Source organism: Candidatus Binatia bacterium, assembly GCA_029248525.1.
In the GTDB taxonomy this organism is placed as follows: Bacteria; Desulfobacterota; Binatia; order UBA12015; family UBA12015; genus UBA12015.
Map to the genome: position 1 here is coordinate 74599 of JAQWJE010000035.1, position 24871 is coordinate 99469.

At 58.3% G+C, this 24871-nt stretch carries 23 protein-coding genes; 4 read left to right on the top strand and 19 right to left on the bottom strand.

Annotation, left to right across the window (positions count from 1 at the left end; translation table 11 throughout):
* The first annotated feature begins 54 nt into the window (after positions 1-54).
* Positions 55-978: a peptidylprolyl isomerase gene (locus tag P8K07_07355; GenBank protein ID MDG1958339.1), complete on the top strand. Its 924-nt coding sequence runs from the start codon at positions 55-57 to the stop codon at positions 976-978.
* Positions 979-998: 20 nt separating this feature from the next.
* Here the strand turns inward: P8K07_07355 and selB are convergent, their stop codons facing one another.
* The 10 genes from selB to P8K07_07405 all read right to left on the bottom strand — a co-directional run bounded on the left by selB (position 999) and on the right by P8K07_07405 (position 15152).
* On the bottom strand, positions 999-2909 hold the full coding sequence (gene selB / locus P8K07_07360; protein ID MDG1958340.1) for a selenocysteine-specific translation elongation factor: 1911 nt from the start codon (positions 2907-2909) through the stop codon (positions 999-1001).
* Entirely contained in the window at positions 2906-4285 is a 1380-nt protein-coding gene (gene selA, locus P8K07_07365; GenBank protein ID MDG1958341.1) for an L-seryl-tRNA(Sec) selenium transferase, read from the bottom strand. The genes selB and selA overlap by 4 nt, the downstream gene beginning before the upstream one ends.
* A gap of 51 nt (positions 4286-4336) precedes the next feature.
* The gene (locus P8K07_07370; protein ID MDG1958342.1) at positions 4337-5614 is read right to left on the bottom strand and encodes a cytochrome P450; all 1278 of its coding nucleotides are present in this window, start codon (positions 5612-5614) and stop codon (positions 4337-4339) included.
* Between the two features lie 123 nt (positions 5615-5737).
* On the bottom strand, positions 5738-6205 hold the full coding sequence (locus P8K07_07375; GenBank protein MDG1958343.1) for a hypothetical protein: 468 nt from the start codon (positions 6203-6205) through the stop codon (positions 5738-5740).
* Positions 6206-6253: 48 nt separating this feature from the next.
* Positions 6254-10546 carry a DEAD/DEAH box helicase gene (locus P8K07_07380; GenBank protein MDG1958344.1) on the bottom strand — a complete coding sequence of 1431 codons (4293 nt, stop codon included), beginning with the start codon at positions 10544-10546 and terminating at the stop codon, positions 6254-6256.
* Between the two features lie 72 nt (positions 10547-10618).
* Positions 10619-11737 (bottom strand): acyl-CoA/acyl-ACP dehydrogenase, encoded by a 1119-nt coding sequence (locus P8K07_07385; protein MDG1958345.1) that lies wholly within the window; start codon positions 11735-11737, stop codon positions 10619-10621.
* 49 nt (positions 11738-11786) lie between these two features.
* Entirely contained in the window at positions 11787-12263 is a 477-nt protein-coding gene (locus P8K07_07390; GenBank protein MDG1958346.1) for a MaoC/PaaZ C-terminal domain-containing protein, read from the bottom strand.
* Between the two features lie 3 nt (positions 12264-12266).
* Complete coding sequence (locus tag P8K07_07395) at positions 12267-12773, bottom strand: MaoC family dehydratase N-terminal domain-containing protein (GenBank protein MDG1958347.1); 507 nt, start codon at positions 12771-12773, stop codon at positions 12267-12269.
* Positions 12774-12793: 20 nt separating this feature from the next.
* On the bottom strand, positions 12794-13966 hold the full coding sequence (locus tag P8K07_07400) for a CaiB/BaiF CoA-transferase family protein (GenBank protein MDG1958348.1): 1173 nt from the start codon (positions 13964-13966) through the stop codon (positions 12794-12796).
* Positions 13967-13970: 4 nt separating this feature from the next.
* On the bottom strand, positions 13971-15152 hold the full coding sequence (locus P8K07_07405) for an acyl-CoA dehydrogenase family protein (GenBank protein ID MDG1958349.1): 1182 nt from the start codon (positions 15150-15152) through the stop codon (positions 13971-13973).
* Between the two features lie 184 nt (positions 15153-15336).
* Between P8K07_07405 and P8K07_07410 the strand changes: the two genes are divergently transcribed.
* The 3 genes from P8K07_07410 to P8K07_07420 all read left to right on the top strand — a co-directional run bounded on the left by P8K07_07410 (position 15337) and on the right by P8K07_07420 (position 18584).
* On the top strand, positions 15337-16704 hold the full coding sequence (locus tag P8K07_07410) for a CCA tRNA nucleotidyltransferase (GenBank protein ID MDG1958350.1): 1368 nt from the start codon (positions 15337-15339) through the stop codon (positions 16702-16704).
* Between the two features lie 120 nt (positions 16705-16824).
* Complete coding sequence (locus P8K07_07415; GenBank protein MDG1958351.1) at positions 16825-17982, top strand: ATP-binding protein; 1158 nt, start codon at positions 16825-16827, stop codon at positions 17980-17982.
* Positions 17979-18584 (top strand): response regulator transcription factor, encoded by a 606-nt coding sequence (locus P8K07_07420; protein ID MDG1958352.1) that lies wholly within the window; start codon positions 17979-17981, stop codon positions 18582-18584. The genes P8K07_07415 and P8K07_07420 overlap by 4 nt, the downstream gene beginning before the upstream one ends.
* 50 nt (positions 18585-18634) lie before the next feature.
* Here the strand turns inward: P8K07_07420 and P8K07_07425 are convergent, their stop codons facing one another.
* The 9 genes from P8K07_07425 to P8K07_07465 form a co-directional block, all read right to left on the bottom strand.
* The gene (locus P8K07_07425; protein MDG1958353.1) at positions 18635-18949 is read right to left on the bottom strand and encodes a hypothetical protein; all 315 of its coding nucleotides are present in this window, start codon (positions 18947-18949) and stop codon (positions 18635-18637) included.
* Between the two features lie 83 nt (positions 18950-19032).
* Positions 19033-19440 carry a hypothetical protein gene (locus tag P8K07_07430; protein ID MDG1958354.1) on the bottom strand — a complete coding sequence of 136 codons (408 nt, stop codon included), beginning with the start codon at positions 19438-19440 and terminating at the stop codon, positions 19033-19035.
* A 31-nt stretch (positions 19441-19471) separates the two neighbouring features.
* The gene (locus tag P8K07_07435; protein ID MDG1958355.1) at positions 19472-19924 is read right to left on the bottom strand and encodes an Rrf2 family transcriptional regulator; all 453 of its coding nucleotides are present in this window, start codon (positions 19922-19924) and stop codon (positions 19472-19474) included.
* A 25-nt stretch (positions 19925-19949) separates the two neighbouring features.
* Positions 19950-20273: a 2Fe-2S iron-sulfur cluster-binding protein gene (locus P8K07_07440; GenBank protein MDG1958356.1), complete on the bottom strand. Its 324-nt coding sequence runs from the start codon at positions 20271-20273 to the stop codon at positions 19950-19952.
* Positions 20270-22102: a Fe-S protein assembly chaperone HscA gene (gene hscA / locus P8K07_07445; GenBank protein MDG1958357.1), complete on the bottom strand. Its 1833-nt coding sequence runs from the start codon at positions 22100-22102 to the stop codon at positions 20270-20272. Before hscA ends, P8K07_07440 begins: the two co-directional genes overlap by 4 nt.
* A 3-nt stretch (positions 22103-22105) precedes the next feature.
* Positions 22106-22735, bottom strand: a complete 630-nt coding sequence (locus tag P8K07_07450) for a hypothetical protein (GenBank protein ID MDG1958358.1) — start codon at positions 22733-22735, stop codon at positions 22106-22108.
* A gap of 10 nt (positions 22736-22745) precedes the next feature.
* On the bottom strand, positions 22746-23084 hold the full coding sequence (locus P8K07_07455; protein MDG1958359.1) for an iron-sulfur cluster assembly accessory protein: 339 nt from the start codon (positions 23082-23084) through the stop codon (positions 22746-22748).
* A gap of 31 nt (positions 23085-23115) precedes the next feature.
* Positions 23116-23517, bottom strand: coding sequence for a Fe-S cluster assembly scaffold IscU (iscU, locus tag P8K07_07460; protein ID MDG1958360.1), 402 nt, complete (start codon positions 23515-23517; stop codon positions 23116-23118).
* A gap of 24 nt (positions 23518-23541) precedes the next feature.
* Positions 23542-24795 carry an IscS subfamily cysteine desulfurase gene (locus P8K07_07465; protein ID MDG1958361.1) on the bottom strand — a complete coding sequence of 418 codons (1254 nt, stop codon included), beginning with the start codon at positions 24793-24795 and terminating at the stop codon, positions 23542-23544.
* Between the last annotated feature and the right edge of the window lie 76 nt (positions 24796-24871).

Consider the following 24871-nt stretch of genomic DNA (forward strand, 5'->3'; position numbering starts at 1 on the left):
CTCTGGAGTTGAAACCAGTTCTTGAGGAGCTGGAATTTGGGTAAGGAATTCAGGATGGATTTTATGAATAAACTGCGGTTCGGCAAGTTTCTGTTGCTTGGAATAGCGCTGGTTTTCGCGGGCTGCGGGGGGGCCTCTCCCCTCAGTTCTCCAGAGGGTGAGTTGGGGCGGCCGGTGGTGATCGAGGCTGGTGCTGTGGATCTGACATTCGGAGCAGAGCAATTGGCTCGCGGAATGGCGCGGGTTCCGGTTCGTAGCCGAGCTCAGATGACAACGGAGGGCCGCAATGAGCTCTTCGAGGCTCTTGTCCTGCAGGAACTGGTGTTCGCGGAGGGAGTCCGGGCGGGGCTTGCTCAGGATCCCGAAATTCAGGATCAGCTGGCGGGCTATTTGCGACAATTAGTGCAGAATCGGGTGATGGCAGATCTTGCCCTGACGGTGGAAGTTTCGCCGGAGGAAGTTGCGGATTACTACCAGGAAAAACGCTCCAAGTTTGCGACCCGGAAGATTCGTGCACGGCATATCCTGCTGCAGGATCGGGCGACGGCAGAGAAGGTTCATCAGGAAGCGTTACAAGACCCTGCGGCGTTTCCCGCACTGGCAAAGCGCTATTCGATGGATAAATCCTCCGCTTCCAATGGCGGCGATTTGGGATTCTTTGGTTATGGCAAGATGGCACCGGAGTTTGAGGAAGCGGCTTTTGCGCTGGAGGAGCCCCTCGAAATATCCGCGATTGTCGAGGTTCCTTCAGGTTTTCATATTATTCAGGCCACTGATTTCCGGCCCGGGCGTGAGCGCCTTCTGACCGAGGTGCAGGCAAAGATCCGTGCATTGCTGTTGCGGCGAGCTATCGACGCACGGAAAGCTGAATTCTTTCAGGGACTGAAAGACTCGTATACCGCCTCGATGGACCCGGAGGCGATGGATCGGGCCCTTGGAATGGTGAAGGTCACCAAGGAGAAGTCCAGCGCGCATTGATGGTCGCGACTCCGAAAGGTCTAGCGAAGACGGCGCGCATCTCCGACCCTGACGGTCAGAGAGGATTTGTCGAAATAGTCCATCAAAGCCAGAGCGTATTTTCGACTAGCCGCGATCGAGGTTCTGAATTCGGCAACCGTAATCTCCGGATGGCTTTGGAGGTGCTCGCGTAAAAGCGAGGTCGCCTGATCCAGCGATGCAGGATCATAGTGGATCTCACTCGAGACGCGGATGAGCTTGTCTTGATCGACAAGCACTTTGAGAAGAGTCAGCGTGCGATCTGGAGAGAGTTCAAGGCCGGATGCGAGTTGTTTTGCGTCCGGTGGTGACATTCCCCCTGCCGTGATTTCCTGCATGAGTTTCTCGAGAATGCGCCCTTCGTCCCGGGGCACCTGAATTGTGTGACGCGGCAACCGGATGGTTGCTTCTTCGCGCACGACAACTCCAGTGGATTCCAGAAGTTCGGTGACCGCTCGAAAGAGTTTCTGTGGAACTGAAATGCGGAGTCTCGAGCGAAGTGACTCGAGGTCCATGCCTGGACTCATGGGGTGCGACCGGTGGAAATGCGAAAGGGCATCACCCACTTGTCGGGACAGTGTGTCCCATTTGCGTTTGGTGGTGACGGTCTCGGGTTTTTGCCGATTGGGAAGGGCCACCAGTCCCGGGTCCGCGAGCACGGCAGCGTGCAGCTCGTCACTCGGCATCAAGAGACCTTGTTCGATCAGAGAGACGGGTGCGGCGAAGGCGGGCAGAAGTTCGATGAAGGGAGCAATTTGCTCTTTGCGACTGGCATCACGCAGCGAGCAAAGGAACTCGGGAATATCTTCTTGCCCGGGTTTATGGCGCTCGGTGGAGGGATGCAGGACCATGCCGCCGCCTACAGTGCGGTTTGCGGCTTCCATACGGATAACGAAGCGGTCGCCACGTGCGGCAAGTATCTGTTCATCCAGAGCGATCTGGCAAAAGGCACGCTCTTTGGGAGCGACTTGCGATGTTTCTCCGAGGAAAATCAATTTACCGTGCACCTCGCATGTGCCGATATGCACGCGCACCCGATCAAAGCTGCTCAACGGTCGCGGGGCCCCGGGGCGAACTTCCAACTCGCAGTCGAATCGGTCCGTGACCGCCCAGACGCTCGGTGCGGTCACCCAGGCGCCGCGAGGAGCCCCCGCCTGATCAATGCCAGCGAGATTCAGAGCGATGCGTTGGCCTGCCCCAGCCTGCGACAAGCGTTCGCCATGCACCTGCAGGGTGCGGGCTCGAGTTTCAACCCCGGATGGGCGTATGGTCAAGGCGTCGCCTTCGGTGACGGCACCGGAGTTGGCCGTACCCGTTACGACAATGCCGTGCCCGTGCAAGACGAAAGAACGATCGATCGGCATCCGGAAAGGCCCGTTGGTTTCGCGGGGCTCGAGCACCAGCAAGGTTTCGCGGATCACGGATTGGAGCGCAGGTATGCCCTCGCCGCTTTCGGAGGAGACGGCAATTTGCGGAGCGTTCTCGAACTTGGTTCCTACCGCCAGGATCTCGATCTCTTCCTTGACTTCGGTGAGACGTTCGGCGGAAACCAGATCGGTTTTGGTGACCACGAAAATCAGGTTTTCGACCCCCAGGAGGTGGACGATATCGAAATGCTCTTCGGTTTGGGGCATCACGCCATCGTCGGCCGCGACGACCATGAGAACCACATCAATCCCCTGAGCCCCGGCCAGCATATGCTTGAGAAATCGTTCGTGGCCCGGAACATCCACGATGCCGAACTGGAGACCGTCAATTTCGTGGTGGGCGAATCCCAATTCAATTGAGATTCCACGCTCCTTCTCTTCCTTGAGTCGATCGGTTTCCTTCCCGGAGATGGCCCGAACGAGTCGAGTTTTACCGTGGTCGATATGGCCGGCCGTGCCGAGAATGCGTCTTCCATAAGGTTTCATGATGGTAGCTCCGCATGCTTGGGTAGCAGATCCGCCGGCAATTCCACGGCGTGGAGTTCGAGTCGGAATTCTTCCTGCTGGATTCTGCCGAGGATCGGCGGATCGGCCGAGCGAAAAAAGGCTGCGGTTGTCTCTGCGGGCCAGTTGCGGTGTATGACCGTGAGGGCACGGCTGGAAATTGGTAGGGTCGGTTGAGCACCACTGCCAACTTCGGCGGTTGACGAAACAATACGGCAGGTGAAGTCCGAGCCGAGATGGGCCTGCAAAAGGCGGCAACCTTCTTCCGCCAGATTTTCGAGCACGGCGGGAGTGCGCATGAGAAATCGCATCATCGGCAGCGTGTTCAGTGCGTCGGGGTCGGAATCCAGCGTTACCAAAGTGGCGCGCAGGGCGGCGATGGTCATCTTGTCGAGACGTAGGGCTCGTTTGAGAGGATTCTGATTCATCGCGGTGACAAGATCTCGTCGGCCCACAATGAGTCCGGCTTGCGGTCCGCCCATGAGCTTATCGCCACTGAACGAGACCAGATCGACGCCGCTCTCGATTGAGGTGCGGACGACCGGTTCGTCGGGAAGGCCGGCTGTGCGGAGATCGAGCAGAGCACCACTTCCGAGGTCCTCCATCAGAGGAACACCGGTCTGACGTGCGAGTGCTACCAGTTCATTCCGGTCGGGCATTTCGGTGAAACCGGTAATCCGGTAGTTGCTGGGGTGTGCGCGGAGGATGAGGGCCGTGCGCCTGGTGATGGCCTCGGAGATGTCCGAGAGCCGGGTGCGGTTGGTGGTGCCCACTTCGCGAAGAATCGCTCCGGATCGCCGCAGGATATCCGGTAGTCTGAAGTTGCCACCGATCTCGATCAGTTCTCCTCGTGAGACAATGACCTCGCGTCGGTGTGCGAGGGTATCAACGGCAAGCATCAAAGCTGCCGCGTTATTATTTACGGCAAGAGCATCCTCGGCACCTGTCAGAGCCTGAAGACAGTCTCGGATATGGTTGTCGCGGTGCCCACGTCGGCCTGTTTTCAGATCAAATTCCAGGGCGACCGGATGTGTTGCCGCAGCGAGCATCGCCTTCTGTGCCGTGTCGGAGAGAAGTGATCGCCCGAGGTTTGTATGCAGAATGATCCCAGTTGCATTGATCACCCGAGGAATTTCCGGGCGCGAGGAGACTTCCAGATGTTTTTGGACAGTGGCGAGCAGGCGATCCGATGACAGAGTTTCGGATTTCCGAGTGCTGGATCTGATCTCTTGTCGTGTTGTTTCCAGGACCTCTCGGACCGCGCGCCTCACTGCGGTTCGCGAGAACTGCCGGGACATTTCGAGACCTTCCGGACTTTCCAGAAGTGCAGCCACGCTGGGCAGAGAGCGGAGATCCATCAGGAAGGAGTATCAGCTGCGTTCGAATCTGACGACTGACTGCCGGCGAGATCAGACAATCTTTCGGGGAGTGAAGGTGCAAGGCATATGCTTGATTCCGTGGATGAAGGAGGACGCCAGCCTTTCGGGCTCGCCGCTAATTTCGAGGTCGGGGAGATGCTCGAATAGGGACCGATAGAACACGCCAATCTCCCGACGGGCGAGGTTCGCGCCCAGACAAAAATGAGGTCCGGGCCCGCCGAAGCCCACGTGTTCATTCGGGGAGCGCATCAGATCAAAGCGGTAGGGGTCGGAGAAGACCTCATCATCGCGATTTCCCGAGTTGTAGAAAAGAACGACTTTCTCACCTGCCTTCAATGACTGACCTCCAAGCACGCAATCCTCTGTCGTGGTGCGTCGCATGAAAATCACCGGGGATGCCCAGCGCACGATCTCCTCGATCGCTGAAGGCAAGACTTCCTCGAAATTGTCAACGAAGAGTTGGCGCTGTTGCGGGTAGTCGCACAGGGCCTTCATCCCGTGGCTGATCGAATTTCTGGTGGTTTCATTGCCCGCCACGACGAGGAGCACAAAGAAACTTCCCAGATCGGATTCCGTCAGCCTGTCTCCATCAACTTCGGCGTTCACCATTGCCGAGGTCAGATCGTCGGTCGGGTTGGCGATCCGACTGGACCTGAGGTCCTTCATCAATTCGACCAGGTCCGCGCCGGCTCCAAGTAGCGCCGGAATGATTTCCATCGGGTCCGATACGTATTCCGGGTCGCCGGCGCCCAAAATGATATTGGTTCGCTCGAAGACGAAGTCATGTTGGCTTTTGGGGATGCCCATCATGTCGCAGATGATGCGAATAGGAAAAGGCGCAGAGAGGTCTGTGACAAAATCGCAACTGCCTTGCTCGGAAACAGCTCCGATGATCTCTTTCGCTGCCCGGTCGACATCTTCGTTGATCTTGGCCAGTTGCCGCGGCGTGAATCCGGCTGACACCAACTTCCGCAAACGTTGGTGTTCAGGATCATCCATGTTGATCATGCCACCGAAAAATTCCAGAAATTCCGGGGGCAGGTCGGGGATACTGGTGGCTCCTCGCGCGGAGGAGAAGGTCTTGGCATTGTGGCTGGCCTCGCGAATATCCGCGTATTTGGTCACGGCCCAATAGCCCTCTCCCGCAGGTACCGGCAGCCCAAGGTCGGCCTCGGGGAAAAATGCCATTGGTCTTTCGCGGCGAAGCGTCTGAAATGCGCCTTCCCGCTCGGCCCACCCGCGTTTCCAGAATTCCGGATTCGAGAGATCGATATCGTCGAGTTTCAAAGTTTCCTTGGGATCCATCATTACCTCCAGCTTTCCAAAGACTAGCCACAGGATCCCGGGGATGAAAGGGGTGTGTCTGCCGGAAAGGTGGGCCGGGCCAGACAATCAAGTTGTCATGCCCGGTGTCTCTCCCAATCAGGATGCTTAATTCAGCTGAAGTTTTTGCAGCTGCTTGGGGCGAAGACGATCCTCGCATGCGGCTGCAAGGTAGCGAGCGCTTGGTTTTCCGGGCTCCACCGGCGAGCTTTTGGGCGCCATATGCACCTGAGAGGTCAGGGTCTCGCCGCGTTCACTCAGGACGGTATAGGATTGGGTCTGAATACTGAGCGTTTCGCAATTGAAGCGGTAAATGGCACGGGTGCTGACTGCCTTCATGGCACGGGTAAATCCATCAGAAAGAGCTTGCTTCCGTGTGGCGTCATCCCATTTGACGTCGACCACGGCCTCCCTGACCGGCCCGTTATCGATGAGAACCAGAATGCGGTCTTCGGTCATCGGAATTGCAGCCCAGGCAGGCGCGTTCTCGGTCCCTCCAGCCTCCGGAAGTTCCTGACGAGTGCACCCTAAAGAAATCAAAGAGATAGCGAAAAAGATCCATCCAAAGTGCTTCATTGAAGGTAAATAGCACATTTGCCGGGAGCGAATCGACCCCTTCCCTTGTCAGGCTTTTTGCAGGCGACTGCGGACCTCGCCGAGGTCGCCGCTGAAGAGGGGCACGCCGGATTTGTAGGCCGTTACGGTGGTGCTTTGTGGCGAAAGTCTGGTTCCGGGCGTGATGATTCCCGTAAGGTTGAGGGGGTCGGCGGCCGCAAGGACAATAATTTCATCAGGGTCGGGCGCATTGCGAACCGCTCGTATCCCGGCCACCGCTTCGGGGGTGGCGAACTGCTCGCCCTGAAATCCGGAGACAAATCGACCGCCACGGATTTCGCCTCTGGCTTCGAGCCTACGCAAGGCTTGATGCAATTCTCGCCACGAAGGCAGCAAGCTCTCTCGAGAAAGAACCTCACGGAAAACAACGCCCCAGCGCTGGAGTGCGAGTCGCGCCAGTTCCTCGATCCGGAGTTCCTCGGCTGCTGCCGAAGTTGATGCTTCCGGGGAGTTTCTCCCGAGACAGGCCCAGCGGCCGATGGGGAGGCCGCGCGTTCGGCCGCGGGGGCCGGGCATGCCCCGCAAGCGACGGTCGGGGCGTTTGCGTTCCTCTCTCGTCAAGAGCATGCGCAGTCCGGCGAAGCCATCTCCGGAAACCAGGCCGCGAGCCACCAATTCCCACAGGGCCTCCTCGGCGGCTGAGGGCAGGAGTCCCGTTGCGCGGGCAATGTCCGCCAGAAAAGAGGCCCCCTCTTCTTGCAGGAATTTGAGCGCATCCAGTGCCGCGGGGCTGACCCGCGGCGCTTCCGGGATTCCACCGGGAGGAAGGATGGTGTGAAGGTCCTCGCGCAGGACCAGACCGAGCGGGGCACTGCGCGAGGGCGAGACGCGACGATGCGGTGATTTGGGATCACTTGTCGGTGGAGAAAAACGCCCCCAGGCAATGACGCCGCCCAGACAGAGCTCATCAAGAAATTTGGCTTTATAGTTGTCGACGCGCAGGGGCAGAACGGATTGCTCCCAGGCCGGAGCAGGTATTTCGAGCCCCTGTAGTTGGCGGACGATGGCGGCTGTACCTTCGCTTCCATGCAATCGTTTCTGGTCGCCGATATGTTGCCAGCGGAACAGAAAACGCATGAAGTCGGCCTGCGATACCGGCTCGATTTCGCGGCGTAATTTTCCGAGGGTATGTCGATGAATTCGTGCAAGCAGTCGCCTTTCGCACCATTCCTCGGTTTCCAGTTCGGGCGTGAAACGGCCCCTCAAGCAGACCCCCTCGGATTCCAGACGGGCGAGGGCGACGGTTACATCCGTGAGGGGAAGTCCGAGGAGTTCGCTGATTCCGACAGCGGTCACGGGTCCCAGCGATTCCAGCCATCCGCGCAGAGCCACCACAAGCGCATCGTCGCGGGACTCAGCCTGAGGACCGCCTTCGATGTCGGGGATCTCTGTCTCGAGAACCAGTTCCGGCATGGCCACCCGTGCCAGAGCAGCTCGTTCAGCAGCAATCAAAGCCCGAGTGGCCGGAACGAGGCCATTGGATACGGTCGCAAAACTGGCTCGTCCGGAGGCTACCAGTTCGGCGGCCCAATCCTGATGTTTTTCTGCGAGTTGCTCGGGCAGCCATACGAAGTCCAGGAGGGCGTCGTGAAGCTCTTCCACGTCGCGAATATCGGGCCACGCTTGCTCGCGAACAGCCTCGATCGCTTCGATGTCGAGTGCGCCCATCCCGCGAGCGAGTGAGTCGTCGGTGCGTCGCAAGGTGACGGCGCGCGCACGTCGTTCCTCAAGAGGTGCATCATCCAGAAACGCATAGGGGTTCGCATTCAAGATTTCGTGCGCCATTGGCGAAGGTGTGGGAGTTTCGATGGTATTCGTAATCACGTCACCCTTGCGAATATCGCGCAAGAGTTTCTGCAAACCCGCGGTATCCATGGCCTCGTGCAGGCAGTCCCCGATGGTCTCATTGACGAGAGGGTGATCGACCAGAGGGATGGGTCCGGCTCGGTTGTCCCCGCAACCTAGTTGGGCCGGAAAAACAGCGGCGAGAAGATCTTCAGCACGCATGCGCTGAAGATGAATGGGGACTTTCTTTCCACCAGATGATCGTGAAAGCGCCAGGGAGCGTGTTGCGTTCCAGCGCCAGCGGTTCGTAAAGAGCGGCGCCTGCAAGGCTGCTTGCACTAGATCTTTTTCGACACGGTCCGGGTGGACCATCTGGAAAATCGACGGGAGGGGAAAGCTGTGCTGCTCGCCGAGAGAAAGCACGATTCCGTCGTCGGTGGCTGCTGCCTGCAGTTCGAAATCAAAGCCCACGCAAAACCTTTTCCGCAGGGCGAGGCCAAAGGCACGATTGATGTCGCCGCCCAGAGGGCAGTGGATCACCAACTGCATTCCTCCACTTTCGTCAAAAAATCTTTCCGCAATTACGCGTTCGCAGGTTGGGACAGCCCCTAATATTTTTACGGTTTCGGAGATATAGTTGACGATTTGCTGGGCGCCGCCGCGATCGATCCCGCATTCTGCTGCCAACCAATCGAGCGCGGCTGTGGCGTCCTCGATTCGCCCAGCCACTTCTTCCCGAAGATCAGAGACAGCTTGTGACAGCTCTCGAGTCCTTGCGGGGGCTTCACCAAGCCAGAAGGGGATTGTCGGAGGGCTCTGGCCGGCATCCTCGACCCGAACCTTCCCCATTTCGACCCGCCGCACACGCCAGGAGTGGTTTCCCAGCAGGAAGATATCGCCACGGGTGCTGTCGATTGCGAAATCTTCATTGACTGTTCCGACGCGTGCCTCGGTGGGGTCTTCGATGACGTCGTAGTCACCGGTATCAGGAATGGCTCCGCCTCCCATGATGGCGCGCAGGCGGGCGCCGCGGCGCGGTCGCAGGATTTGGTGAACGCGATCAAAGTGCAGCATGGCCGAACGACGCCCGCGTCGTGTCGAGAAGCCCTCGGCGAGCATTTCGAGAGTGTCGCCGAAGTCTTTCTCGGTGAGTTTCTGGTAAGGCGTTGCGCGACGCATCAACTCGCGGAGGTCGGTGACCGAGATGTCTTCGTTGGCTACGGTAGCGACGATTTGTTGGGCGAGAATATCAAGGCTCGTTTCGGGAATCTGAATCCTATCGAGTTCTCCTTGCCGGATGGCCCATACGGCGGCCGCCGTCTGCAGCATCTCGTCGCGCGTCAGGGGGAAGAAAATTCCTTTCGGGATCTGGCCCAACCAATGACCGGAGCGGCCAACCCTTTGCAGCAGCGTCGCGATGGCTCGGGGGGCACCCAAATGACAAACCAGATCGACATGCCCGACGTCGATGCCGAGCTCGAGAGAGGCGGTGGCCACCACAACCGGAACCGCCCCGCTTTTTAGTTTATCTTCGGCTTCCAGGCGAATCTTGCGGGCGAGACTCCCATGGTGGGCGACGACACGCTCGGCTCCGAGTCGCTCGCCGAGAGCATGAGCCACACGTTCGACGAGTCGGCGTGTATTAACGAAAACAATTGTCGTTTGATGTTGTTCCACAAGTGCAGCGATTCGGTCGTAGATTGCATCGCGCATCTCATGACTGGCTACAGACGAGAGCTCCAGATCGACCGTCTCCACAGAAAGATCCATGGCCCGCTTGTGTCCGGTATCGACGATCGTGCAGCGAGCCGCATCGTCTGGATCGAGTCCGTCGGTTCCGACAAACCAACGTGCAATTTGATCGATGGGTTTCTGGGTGGCGGACAGCCCGATGCGTTGGGGGCGGGTGCGCGCTGGGCTGGCAGGATCCTCCTCGGATGTGACGAGTCGATCCAGCCGCGCCAGGCTCAGTGCGAGGTGCGCGCCACGTTTGTCGCCGCAGATCGCGTGTACTTCATCGACAATCACCGACTCGACATGGCGAAGAATTTGTCTGCTTTTTACGGCTGTCAGAAGAATATAGAGGGATTCTGGAGTGGTGATCAGGATATGCGGTGGTTTGCGAAGCATGGCCTGCCGCTGGCTTGCAGGAGTGTCACCGCTTCGGACGGCGACGCGGATATCGTCAAGTGAAAGGCCGGCCTCCTCCGCGCGCTGGCGGATGCCGGCCAAAGGCAGTTCCAGGTTTTTTCCAATATCGTTACCCAGTGCCTTGAGCGGAGAGACGTAGAGAACGCAGGTGCCCTCGGGGAGCCGGTTTTCCTGAGCTCGTCGGACCAAACCGTCGATCGCCGAGAGGAAGGCTGCCAGAGTTTTCCCCGAACCGGTGGGTGCCGCGATCAGGGTATCCTCGCCCCGGCCGATCGCTGCCCACCCGGCCTCCTGTGCTGGTGTAGCTCCCGCGAAGGCCTGACGAAACCAGCCGGCGACCAGGGGGTCGAAGGGAAGAGCGTCCATCTTTCAATCGTCTATCGACCCACCCCTCAGGTCAATGGGGAGGATCGATATCGGAGTGAAAATGAAGGATGGTCAGCGGTCGAGGACGTCGGCAGCGATCAACTCTTCGAGATAGGGGGTGTCCCACCAAGAGAGTTGGAGTGCCTTGGCCCGACGGAAATACATCTGGATATCGTATTCGATGGTGAAGCCGACGCCGCCCCAGATCTGCTCGCACTGGCGAGTGGTTTCTCGATAGGTTTCGGCACAGAACAACTTGGCCATCGGCGCGAATCGCTCAATCGAGCGACCCATGGCACGGTTCCAGGCCGCTTCCTGAGCCAGAACCCGGCCCCCTTCGATCGTTGTGGAACAGTCGGCCATATAATGAGCCAAAGATTGGAAGGCACCAAGCGGCTTGTCGAATTGCTCTCGGATTTTCGAGTATTCGACCGTGATCTCCAGAGCCTTGCTGGCGCCTCCGATGGCCTGCGCTGCGAGCAGGGTGATCCCGTCGAGCATGACCTTGTGCCAGGTTTGCCAACCCGATCCGGGCTCACCAATGCGCGCGTCGCCCGAGACTCGGACATCGCGGAACTCGAGGAAGTATTGCGGATCTCTGCCCTGAGAGAGAACTTGCTTCATCTCGATGCCCTCGGCTCGGGCATCCACGAGGAAGAGATCGACCCCGGCATCCGTCCGCGCCAGGACGATAAGTTTGTCGGCGGAACTGGCGTAAGCAACGTGGCGTTTGTCTCCGTTCAAAACAAAGTCAGACCCATCGGCAACTGCCGGCATCTGCACGCCGATTTCACCGTATCCCCGCTCGGGTTCGATCCAGGCGGCCGTCACGACAGAGCTGCCCGAGGCAATCTGGGGAAGGAGGGAAGACTTTTGTTCCTCGGAGCCAGCCTCGAGAATCACCCCGGCGCTGAGGACCGAGCTGACGAAATGAGGAGAAGGTGTCAGGTGGTAGCCGAGCTCCTCGTAAAGCAGACCTGCCTCGATGAGGCTCTGGCCTGCCCCGCCATAGGCTTCGGGAATGGTCAGGCCGACAAGTCCGAGCTCGGACATTTTCTGCCAAAGGGAATCTGTGTACCCCTTGGGATCATCTTCCAGCTTGCGGACAATTTCCGTAGACGACTCATCATCGAGAAGATTTCTCGTCATGTCTTTCAGCAGTACTTGTTCTTCTGTCAGTTCCAGTTCCATCGAATTTCCCTCGTGCCAACTTGTTTCGCGATACGCGGATGCGTGCGCTTCAGGGTTTCCAATCGGCGCCGGAGCGCTTCCAGGGATTGTCCGACCCGTCGGTCGGGATCGCGATACTCGCTTCGCAGGTGGTGGTGATTTTTTCGCCGACTTTCAAGACGACGGCGACATCGGCCCACCCGCAGCCCGTGTCGTCGGTTCGCACTTCCTGCACCTGACCAACAAAAGTCATGCGGTCGTCGGGGAAGACCGAGTCCTTCATGCGGAATTTGATTCGTCCGAGGCGACCGCGCGGTCCGGTCCAGTCTGTCAGGTAGCGCTCGAAATAAGCTGCATTATGAGGCGTGTTCACAAATACGTGTTTGGTGCCGTTGCGCTCGACCGCGAAATCCTTGTCGTGATGCATGGGGCGCCAGTCGCGTGTCGCGAGCGCCCCGAGAACGACATTGGTCACCGAAACGTCGATATCCAGTTGGGGCAAAGACTGCCCCTTTTTCAAATCTTTCAGGAGAATGTCCGCTGACATGGTTCAGCTCCTTTTGTAGCCAAAGCCCGTATAGAGCTCTTTGCCGACGTGTTCGCCATTCTGGTTTTCGTAGACGATCTCGATTTCCCAGAAACGGCCTGTGCCAAGCTTTGTCGTTTTGAAGTCACTGACCGAATTGACCACTTGGTAAGTCTTGAGCCGATCACCGACCCGCACAGGTACCCCGAAAATAATCGTATTGTCTGTCATGACAGCCTCGGGCAAGTCCAGCTTGTCCTTGAGGTCGAAGTGCGACTGCATCGGTTTGCCCTCTTCCTTGCGGTAGGGAGCCCAGAAATGAGGACGGAACCAAACCGAAATCATGCTGGGGGGGGCGATGAAGCCGTCGGTCAGCTCCCGGGCCGTTGCTTCGTCCCAGAATAGAGGGTTGCCATTCTCGACGGAGGCACAGCTGGAAAAGATATAGCCTCGCTCCACGTCGAACTCTCCCACTTCCGGGTAGAGCTTTTGTCCAATCATATCCTTTACGTCAGCAGGTAGTTCCGACATGGGAATCCTTTCGGTGCGTTTCAGCCAATAATGCCGCGCTCGCGCAGGTCCTTGATTTTGCTCTCGGCAAATCCGATCTCGGTCAGCAAAGCATCAGTATTGGTCAGGCTCCAGTCCGGGACCCGAATGGGCCCGTCAGGGCGGTCCATGCCGGCAAGAACGGGGGCCAGTTGGCGAAAAGAGCCTTCCGTCGGATGCTCGGCCTGCACAAAAGCTTCTCGTTCCTGAAATTGAGGGTCTTCCACCAGTTCGTTGATCTCGTAGACGGGCGCTGTACAGGTGTCCGATGCGGGAAGCTCCGCGCACCAGTCATCCCTGTCGCGTGTGGCAAAGACTCGCGCGAAATCAGCGCGCATTTCATTCTGAGCTTCATCTCGGTACTGGTCCTCAGCCCATTTTTCGAGGTCGAGGAGAGCGAGAAGATTGCGAAAAAATTGGCCTTCGATTGCGCCGACCGAAATCCACTTTCCATCGGCACAAGCATAGGTGTCGTAACAGGCGTAGCGGCCGGTCAGAACATCGTGTCCGGGTCCGGGGTTTTCTCCGGTGGCAAGGTGCTGGTCTACATAGAGTGAGGTTAACCAGAGGACGCCGTCGGCCACGGCCACATCGAGGAATTCGCCCTCGCCGGTTTGTGCCCGTCGGAGGAGAGCTGCCATGATCGCCATCGCGGCATGCATTCCACCTGCGGCGCTGTCGGCGACCGTGGCTCCGGGAATGGGGGGGCCTCCGTCACCGCGCCGGTTGCTGGTATGCAGATAACCACCGCTGGCGAGGTAGTTGAGGTCATGACCCGCCTGACGTGCGGCCGGCCCGGACTGACCAAATCCGCTCGTGGCACAGAGGATCACTTGAGGATTTGTTTTTTGGAGGTCCTCGAAAGCGAGACCGAGTTTTTTCATGACCCCGGGGCGGTAGCTCTCGATGACAACGTCGGCTTTGGCGACAAGTGCGAGAAATGCCGCCTTGCCGTCGGGAGCTTTCAGGTCGATCCGGGTTTGCTCCATGCCGCGATTTGCCGAGTAGCTCCAAAAGGCAGGTTGCGTCTGCAACGCCATCTTGGAAGGCGGCACCCCCACCTTTATGACTCGAGCGCCATAATCCGAAAGCACCCGCGCGCAGCGCGTTGCCGGACCGACGGTCGAGAGGTCAAGGATGGTGACTCCGTGCAGCGCTGCGGGGCGGGTGGACAACGTTCTAGAAGTTCTTCGGAAGTCCGAGTTCGCGCCTGGCGATGATGTTTTTCTGAATCTCGGATGAACCCCCACCGACGGTTTCGTTCACGGTGGCCCGATAGGCGCCCTCGAACCGACCGCGCAGGGGTGCCTCGTCCTGTCCCTCCATGATGGTGCCATCGGCGCCCGTGATGTCGAGAGCCTCGCGGCAGACGCGCTGGGAGAGGGAGGTGGTGAATAATTTGTACTGCGAAGACTGGATGGTCGGGGGTTTGCCGCCGGACTTGGCCGCGCACACGAAACGAGTGCTCAAGCCCTTTGCTACGGCCGTATCGGTGACGATATTGGCAATCCGTCGCCGAATATTCGGGTCATCCTTGAGGGGCTGGTCGTCGCGCTTGGCCTCCTTGACCCAATCGACCAGAACCCGAGTGCGATCGGCGATTGGCGAGAGGGTGAACATGGTGAAACGTTCAAGGTCGAGAGCCTCGGAGATCATCTGGAAGCCACGGCCACGTTCTCCGACCAAATACTCGTCCGGTACGAAAACGTCGGTGAAGAAAACCTGATTGGTCGTGTCCTTGCCGATGGTCGGCAAGCTCTGGACTTCGAGTCCCGGGTTGTCCATCGGGATCATGAACAAACTGATACCTTGGTGCTTGGGTTTGTCCGGATCGGTTCGGGCTCCCACCCAATACCAGTCGGCGAAGTGGGCCGACGTGGTCCACATCTTCTGTCCGTTCAGAATCCAGCCGTCCCCGACTTTCTCGGCTTTGAGCTGCATATTACCGGCATCGGATCCCGCCTGGGGCTCCGAATAACCGACGGCGAACTCAACATCGGCCGAGAGGATTTTCGGCAGGAACTCTTCTTTGAGGTAGGTACTGCCATGCCGGATCAGGGTCTTTCCGATGATGCCGACGCCCTTGCCGATTTGTGGTGCCGCGTGCCGCGAGAGAGCTTCGTTCAGGATGAACTCGTAGACGCCCTCAATTTCCTTGCCGCCATACTCCTTGGGCCAGGACATCCCCAACCACCCTTTGGTGGCCAGTTTTTTCATGAAGTCTCGTCGTTCGGGTGAGTCGGCTAGCTGGGAGAAATTCTCGCGATGTGGATCCATCACCACGGGGTCGTGGTTTTCGACCAGCCATTGTTCGACTTCGCTCGCGAATTTTTGCTCTTGGGGGGAAAAATCAAAGTCCACAGGAACTTCCTTTCAGGGAGAATGCCAGCCGGAACGCACCGGAACAGCACCCCGAATTCTACACAGTGAACACGTGTCTTGCAAGTGAGTATCGCCGCGCCCTGCCTGCCTCGGGAGCAGTTTTCAGGAGGTTTTGCTGACAAATTCTTGCGTTTGGGCCCGGGTGTTGCGAATTTGTCGGACGATGCAGTCGGGCGGCGAAGAGAAGGTTCCGGTTTCCTCCGGCGAAGTTCGCAAGGGAGCGGAAGAGGTGTGCCGTCGACTGCACGAGGCCGGCTACGAGGCTCTTTTTGCCGGCGGTTGTGTCCGTGATCTGGGCCTCGGCACCGATCCTGTCGATTTCGATATTGCGACCTCGGCCCGCCCCGATGATGTAGCGGCGCTTTTCTCGCGGACGGTTCCCGTGGGTGCGCGGTTTGGCGTCACGCTTGTCGTGACCGAAAAGGGCGCCTTTGAGGTCACCACTTTTCGCAGCGATGGGGATTATCTCGACCACCGACGGCCCAGCCAGATCACTTATTCCGACGCTCGCGGCGACGCTGCCCGACGGGATTTCACCATCAACGGGATGTTTCTCGATCCGCGGACCGATGAGATCATCGACTATGTAGGGGGGCAGGCCGACCTTGCGGCAGGACTCGTTCGCGCGATCGGGGATCCGGAGGAACGTTTCCGGGAGGACCGACTCCGCATGATTCGGGCGGTTCGCTTTGCTGCAAAATTGCGGTCCACCATCGACCCGCCCACGCTTGCGGCGGTACAAGCCAAAGCACCGAAAATCCTCGATATTGCCTGGGAGAGAATTGGCGACGAGTTACGCAAGATCCTGGCAGACGGAGAGGCCTCCAGAGCCTTGGCCCTGCTTTCCGAAACCGGCCTGCTCGCCCGGATTCTACCCGAAATCGAGGCGATGCAGGGTGTGGCTCAATCGCCTGATCATCACCCCGAGGGCGATGTGTTCACGCATACCCGCCTCTGCGTCGCGGGTCTCGAGGAGGGCCATGACGAGGCCCTTCGGCTGGCCGTTCTGCTGCACGACGTTGCCAAGCCGCTTTGTGCCGAAACCGACGGGGACGGACGCATCCGTTTTTACGGGCACTGCGAGCGTGGCGGCGAGATGGCGCGCAAAATCTGCGAGAGGCTTCGTTACAGCAACGCGGTTCGCGACAAGGTGAGCTGGCTGGTGACCCACCACCTGCGACATTTGAATGCGCGTCAGATGCGGCTTTCCACTCTGAAGAGATTCTTGGCCGAGCCGTTTTTTGACGATCTTCTGGAGTTGATCCGGATCGACACGCTCGCGGGTTCGGGCAATCTCGATCTATGGCATTTTCTCAAGAATCAACAGCGAGAGATGTCGAGCGCCGAGGTGGCCCCGGAGCCACTGGTGAGAGGGGCGGACCTGCTTGCCTTGGGGTACAAAGCCGGGCCGGGCATGCGAGAGATTCTCGATGCGACCTATGACGCGCAACTCGAAGGGGTGTTCCTGGAGGCGAAGAGCGCTCGTGCTTGGGTCTTGCAGGAGTTTTCGCTGCCGAAAAACGCATCTTGAAACAAGGATCGGGAGTTCGCCATAGGGAAGGCTCTCCATGCGGCCGCGAGCATCGCGGCTTCAGCGCCACGAGGAGTTTTGGGCTGTTCCATAAGCGCCTAGGCTGCTAGGGGTGTACCCGTGGATTCGTCCGAGAAAGCCCCAGCAAGCAGTGATTTGACCCCGGTAGTCTCCCAAGGTGAAGAGCAATTCCAGCGGGTTTTTGCCGAGGCTCCGATCGGGATGGCACTTTTCGATTCCGAGTATCGTTTCGTTCTCGTCAATCGTGCGCTGGCCCAAATGCTCGACACCACCGAAGAAGCTCTCATGGGAGCATCGTGCGAGAGTATTCTCCAGCCAGATGAGGCGGCAGGTCAGCGTTTGCTTGCCGAGAGGCTTCTGGGCCGTGAGGTGCAGGGATACAAGGTGCAACGCCGCTACCCGTCAGGCTCGCGGCCCGAGCGATTCGCCGATGTCACCGTCACGCGGATCGATACCGAGGATGGCGGCGTACTCGGGCTCGAGATGATCGAAGATATCACCGAGGCCCGGCGGGCCAAGGAGCAGACGAGAGTGCACGAGGCTGAACTGGCTCATGCGACTCGCCTGGCTATGCTGGGGGAGATGGTGGCCGGTATCGCCCATGAAGTAAACCAACCGCTCGCGGCAATCGTGAACTATGCCAATGGCTCGACGCGGCGTTTGCAATCAGGTGATGTGCAGGACATGCGCGTGATTCAGGACGCCCTCTCGCGCATCGCCTCGGAAGCCATGCGGGCCAGTGAAATTGTTCGTCGCCTGAAAAGCCTTGCGCGAAAGGAATCGGTCCAGCGCGAACGACAGCCGCTCGAGGAAATTGCCGAGAGGACTTTGCGTCTGGTCGAGTCGGAGGTGCAGGCCAAGGACGTGACGATTGTGATGGATCTGGCTCGCGAAATTCCGCCGGTGCTGGTGGACCCGATTCAGATCGAGCAAATAGTTTTGAATCTGGTCCGAAATGCCTGTGAGGCGATGCTCGAGCAATCCGACCCGAAACGGGTGACAATCCGAACTTTTCGTGAAGGAGACGAAAGCGTTGCGATCTCGGTTGCTGATAATGGCCCGGGTCTGAGCCCTGCACTCCTCCATCGCGTTTTTGATGCATTTTTCACAACGAAACGAAGTGGTCTGGGGATGGGCTTGTCGATCAGTCGATCGATTGCAGAGTCCCATCACGGGCGACTTTGGGCTGAAGAAAATGCGCCACAGGGAACCGTTTTCACCCTGGCGCTCCCCATCTTTGGAGGTAATGAAAATTGAGCGAATCTTCTTCTGTTTATGTGGTGGACGATGATCCAGCGATGCGTGATTCCCTGAAATGGCTCCTGGAGTCCGTTGATTTTCAGGTGCATGTTTTTGAGAGTGCGACGTCATTTCTGGAGGAGTACGGGGGGCAACGACCAGCTTGTCTGGTGCTGGACGTTCGGATGCCGGGGATGAGTGGACTTGATTTGCAGGACGAACTCGTTCGGCGCGGTATTACAATCCCCATGATCATGATCAGCGCGCATGGCGATGTGCCGGTGGCGGTGCGTGCGCTCAAAACGGGAGCTATCGATTTTATCGAGAAGCCATTCAGCGACCAATTGCTTTTGGATCGCGTCCGACAAGCTCTCCATAATGACCAGCAGGCCAGTGAAACCGATGAGGTCAAGGAAACGATCCGCGCTCGGAAGGCATCTTTGACGCCCCGGGAAAAAGAAGTGATGGAACTGGTTGTCGCTGGTAACCCCAACAAATCAGTTGCCTCTCACTTGGGGCTAAGCCAGAAGACAGTCGAAATTCACCGGGCCCGAGTCATGTCCAAGATGTCCGCAGGTTCCCTCGCCGAGTTGGTGCGTGACTGTTTGATGCTGAAATAATCCGGTAGCCGACCCCCGGATGACGGTGCTCAATAGAGAGGCCTGACCGTCTAATCGTCTTCCGGATCGGCTTCTTGCAAGGTGTTGCTCCAGAAGGTTCCCTTGGCAAGGTACCAGACCAGAGCCCCGGCGGCTGCATACATCAGGACACCCTCAACGACGCCCAAACCCCCGCCGAGGATCATCACGGTGACCACGAGAATTGTCGAAATGATGGCAACGACTTTCTCGATGCGCTCTTCGCGATCTCTCTCGGCGACGACGAATTCGGTCACCGAGGTCCCACAATGGGGACATCGGCCCGCGGGTTTCCGAATCAGCTTTTCGCCGCATTCGGGGCAGGGTGGGTAGGAATGAACCGGCATCGCAGTCCCCCAACCCTAGGAGGTTCCCTGCAGCCAGGCAAGTCTCGTCCGAGACTCCCGAGCGCCGGCCAGATCCGCTGCGATCAGGCTGCTTTTTGAATGCGGCGTCGAGGGTCGTCTAGGTGTCGCGCTTGAATACGAACGCGGGTGTGACGATTTTCCTCAAACCAGGTGAGAAGGCCCTTTTTCAGATGCTCGGCATTGATATCGAGTGAGTCGCAAATCGTTCCGTAGCAAAAAAGGTCGTCCCGCGAGGGGTCACTGACCCAGCGCAGGGCTTCGCTGAAGAGCGCGCGCCCATTGGGGTCGGTAGCGAAGGCAAATTTCTGAAAGGTCTCCAGCCCATCCTGCAGCACGGCGGCGAGCAGTCGATGCTCCCCGGAAAGTGCTGCTGCACTGGCGAAAAGTCCAGAAAACTGAGTTGGCGTTACGATATCGGGCTGGAGGAGGCCCGAGTCCGTATCTTCCCGAGTGAGAACCGAATATTCCATGCCTCGATAGACGGGGCGGGCGTTCGGGTATTCAGAGGTTTGCCGATGATTGCTCTGAAATCTGCGCCGGATGGGCTGAAATTATCAAATCCGCGAGTTTGGTAGCTGAGAATAGATCATCGAGGCGTCGCTGTCCCTCTGCCCAAATTCTGCGCATGCCGCAGCTGGAACTCATGGAACATTGATCATTTTCTCCGATGCAGACATTCAGAGCGAGTGGCCCCTCGACAGCCTCCATCACCTCCTGAAAGGAAACCTCGTCGGGACTGCGAGCAAGCAGATAGCCCCCGCGCGCACCGCGGCGCGAAACAACGACACCGTCCTGAATCAAATCCTGGAGGATTTTTTCCAGAAATTTCTTCGGAATTCCTTCAACCTCGGAGATCTCGGAAACCGAGGCCGGTTGTTCCGGCTCTTGCCGAGCGAGGTGAATGGCTGCACGCAGGGCATAATCGACGCGTCTGCTCACTTGCATCAAGGACATGGGATCGCCTCCAGAGATATTTTCATCAGATTTCCGGAATCTCGATTTCGACGTCGCCTTCGACCACGGCCTGACAACCGAGTCGAGAATAGGGGGTCAGCCCCGGGGCTTCGTCCAGTTTGTCTTCTTCATCCTCGGCCATCTCGGAAAGGTTCTCCTCGCCCTTCCGAATAATCACGTGGCAGGTCACGCAGGCGCAGTTGCCGCCGCAATTATGTTCAAGGTCGATGCCGGCTTGCAGCGCAATATCAAGAATCGATCCCGGCTTTCCGTCGTGACTATAGGGGTAGTCAGCGTCATCAACGACGACCGTCATGTTCTGTTTGAGAAAGGTTACTTTATGTTTCATGACTCCCCCGTCAGTTCGTCGACGTTTCGGGTCGAGACCGCAACTTTGATGGATGCATCCATGATTCGTTGCGCAAAGGGTCCGCTCGCCTCGTTGAGTTTTTCAGTGAGGTCGCGAATATGATTGTAATCATCCCCCTGGCACGCCTCGCGGAGGCTGCCGGCTGCCGCGTCAATCGTCTGGATCTCGGCGTCATCGAGTAGTTGCCCGTGAGACTCGCGAGCACTATCGCTCCCGTGCAGAAGGGTTTCCGCCTCGATGCGAGCCTCGATCAATTGGCGGGCCGCGAAGTCCTCTTCGGCCAGATCGAAAGACTCCTCGAGCATATTCTCGATGGTCTCATCGTCGATTCCATAGCTGGGCTTCACGTCGACGGATTGTTCGGTGTTGGTTCGCTCGTCGCGCGCCGAAACCGAAAGAATACCATTGGCATCGATGATGAAAGTGATTTCGACGCGCGGGAGGCCGGCGATTTGGGGTGGAATGGGCACGCGGAATTTCGCCAGGCTTCGACAATCGCTTGCGAGTTCTCGCTCGCCCTGCAGGACGTGCACCTCGACATGCGTCTGGTTGTCGATCGCGGTGGTGAATTGTTCCCGGGCTGCAGCGGGGATCGTCGTGTTCCGATCGATCAGTCGCGAGAGAACCCCCCCCATGGTTTCAATGCCCAGCGAGAGAGGGACGACATCGAGCAGCAGCATATCGCTATTGCTCCCCGAGAGGATTCCCGCCTGAATTGATGCCCCCATGGCGACAACTCCATCGGGATCGACATCGTCGAGGGGTTTTTTGCCAAAGAGTGCGGCCACTTCGCTTTTGACCTTCGGAACTCTTGTTGAGCCTCCGACCAGAATAACTTCGTCGATTTCTGCGGCATCTACGCCGGCATCTGTCAGCGCTCGCTTGCAATGCTCGATGGCTTTCCGAACGAGGGGTTCGATGGCCTGCTCGAAATCCTCTCGCAGGATCTCGAGAACTCTGGTTCCTCCGGGTAGGGATATATTGACCACGGTGGAGGTCTCTTCGGTCAGCGCGTGCTTGGCTTCGACGGCAGCTGCGAGCAGCAGCGCTCGGGTGCGGGGGTCGGCAACTTCGGCATCGGATAGCGTGCAGCGCTCTTCCAGAAGTGTGGCGATCTTCTGGTCGAAATCATCACCGCCCAAACGGGTATCGCCTCCAGTGGAGAGCACTTCGGAGAGTCCCTCTCGCATATGGAGAATGGAAACGTCGAAGGTTCCGCCGCCCAGATCAAAAACGGCAATGCGTGCTTCTTCGCGGGCTTCCAGACCATAGGCCAGAGCGGCAGCGGTGGGTTCGTTGACCAGGCGAAGGACTTCCAGGCCGGCCAGCCGGCCTGCGTCGCGAGTTGCCTGACGTTGGCTGTCGTCGAAGTATGCGGGCACGGTGATCACCGCCCGAGTCACAGGTTCCTCGTAATATGCTTCCGCTCTTCGCTTGAGTTCTCGCAGAATCAGGGAGGACGCCTCCGGCGGTGTGACTGTTTCCTGCGCATCACCGGCTCGAACCTCCATCTGTAGATGGCCCTCGGTGTCCTTGAATCGGTAGCGCTCCTGATCGGCTGCATCGAGATGTTCGCGGCCGATGCCCATGAATCGTTTCAGGGAAAGCAGCGAAGCTTCGGGGTGGAGAGGGGCTCGGTCTCGGGCGCTGTCGCCCACGAGAAAACTTCCATCAGGGAGCAGGGAGATCGCTGAGGGCAGGATCAGACGACCGCTCTGTGGATCGGCGAGCAATTCGGGTTTCCCCTCATGCAGCCTTCCGACAAGGGAGTTTGTCGTACCGAGATCGATTCCAATAATGGGTGGCATGCTCTACGCTTCCTTGAGGGCTCGACGAATATCGCGAACCAGAGTGGCTAGATAAGACAGTTCGGAGAGAATGTTCTTCAGGTCAGCGAGTGCTCCCGATTTTTCGTCTCCGTCTGCAGGCCATTCCTGCAGGATCTCTTCGATCCGAGTGCGGTCGGATTCTCGTCGCGATTCGAGATTTTCCAGTCTTTCCTCGAGACTGTCTCGGACTTTTCCCGGCCCTTCATCGATCGCCAGCAATTCTTCCTGAACCTCGAAGACCAATGCTGCGAGTGCTGGCGGGACTTGATTGTTGTTTTTCCCCAGAGGCTCGGATTGTCGCTCCAACCACCAGCGGCCCCGACTCTCCGGGTCGCGCAGTGTTTGCCAGGCCGCGTTCAGCAATGCAGAGCCGGCGACGCTGGCGCGGAGTTCCTCCGGTGTCGCGTTCGGAAAGCGGTCTGGGTGCAAGCGCCGGGTAAGCTCGTACCAGGTTTCTTTTAAAGCTCCGACGTCGACGGAGGGACGATCGGGGAGGCCCAGAACCTCGAGGTAGTCCGTATTGGAGGGTAGCATCTGGACGGCGCCGCACTCGGTGCAGAAAAAGGCCGGGCTCTGCTCTTTCGAGCAGCGCCAGCATCGAATCCGACCCATGATCGGTCTTCTAGATCCCGAAGGATTGCCCACACCCGCAGGTGCGTGAAACATTCGGGTTGTTCAGTTGGAAGCCCGATTGCATCAGGTCGTCGCTGTAGTCGAGCTCTGTGCCGTTCAGATAGAGGTAGCTTTTCCGATCGACGATGATCCGGGCGCCATCGCGCTCGAAGACACGATCGCCCTTTCGCTCCTCGTCCAGGTCCATTTTATAGGACAGTCCCGAGCAGCCTCCGCCCACGACCTTCACGCGCAGACCTTTCTCTGTCTGGGCATCCTCTGCCGTCAGAGACAGGATTTTTTCAATCGCCTGATCGCTCAGTGTGATACCTTTGGGGCCGATAGCCAACGTTCGCTCCTTCTTGTTTCCCGAGGCAGGCTCAGGAATCTTCCGAAGTGTCCCCGTGCCGAGACTTCCAATCGTTGACGGCCGCCTTGATCGCATCTTCCGCGAGAACGGAACAATGGATCTTGACGGGAGGCAGCGACAGTTCTTCGACGATGGTTTCGTTGGAGATCCCGGCGACTTCTTCGACGCCCTTACCCTTGACGAGTTCGGTGACATAGCTCGAGCTCGCGATGGCGCTGCCGCAGCCGAATGTCTTGAACTTGGCGTCTTCGACAACCCCGTCGTCGCTGATCTTCAATTGAAGTTTCATGACATCGCCGCACTCGGGAGCGCCGACGATCCCCGTGCCGACGTTGTCTTCGTCCTTTTCAAACGAACCGACGTTGCGGGGGTTGGAGTAGTGATCCAGAACTTTGTCGCTGTAGCTAGCCATTTTCTATTCCTCTGCCATGCCATTTCAATGCGAAATGCCGGCGAAGTAGTCCTTCAGGTCGATACCCTCTTTTGCCATTTCGTAGAGGGGAGAGAGTTCGCGTAGTCTTTTCACTTCGCTGATGACGAGTTTGGCCACCTGATCCACGTCTTCGTCCGTGTTGAAGCGGCCGAGACCGAAGCGAATCGAGGTATGAGCCAATTCATCGCCGACGCCCAATGCTTTGAGGACGTAGGAGGGTTCGAGTGTAGCGGAAGTACAGGCGGAACCCGAGGAGACCGCTACCGCAGGCTCGTCCGGGTGAGCGGATCCATTGAGACCCATCAGCATGGATTCGCCCTCGATATAAGCGAAACTCAAGTTCAGGTTCCCCGCCAGTCGCTCGGACGGGTGTCCGTTGAGATAGATTTCGTCCAGTTCGTCGGCGAGGAGCTTGTGAAGTCGCTCGCGCATCCCGAGGACGCGGTCATGATCGGCCTGCATATCCTCTTGGGCAATTTCGATTGCCTTGGCAAATCCGACGATTCCCGGCACGTTCAGGGTACCCGATCGCATGCCTCTCTCGTGTCCGCCCCCGTCCATCTGGGAAGTGATGCGGACGCGCGGTCCTCGGGATCGGACCCAGAGAAGGCCGACGCCCTTCGGGCCGTAAATTTTGTGGGCTGTTGCCGAGAGGAGGTCGATTCCCAGATCATTGACGTCAATGGGCATCTTGCCGAAGCCCTGCGTGGCGTCGCAGTGAAAGAGAACGCCCTTTTCCTTGGCGATCTTGCCGATCTCGCGGATCGGGTGAATGGTGCCGATTTCATTATTCGCGATCATGAAAGACAGCAGGATCGTATCGTCCCCGATGGCATCGCGAATTTCCTGAGGGTCCACCCGACCGGTCGTATCCACGCCCAGGTAGGTGACGCGGGCTTTACCGGCGCGCTCGAGGGCCTTGCAGGTGTCGAGAACCGCCTTGTGCTCGGTGACACAGGTGATGATGTGGTTGCCCTTGTCCTTGTAGAACTCGGCGGCGCCTTTGATGGCGACGTTATCCGACTCGGTTGCACCCGAGAGCCAGACGATTTCTTTGGCTTTGCCCCCGATCAGGCCGGCGGCGATCTCGCGGGCTTGATCTACCGCCTGCTCAGCCTCCCACCCATACGGGTGGTTACGGCTCGATGCGTTGCCGAACGAATCGGTCAGGTAGGGCATCATGGCGTCCAGCACTCGAGGATCGAGTGGGGAGGTCGCGTGATTATCCATGTAAATTCTGCGTTTTTCCGATGACATTCCTGTAGAACCTCGGGAAATGCCCGAACGTGGCGCGGGCAGAAAGCCTATTCAGACCTATCTGGTATGAATTAGT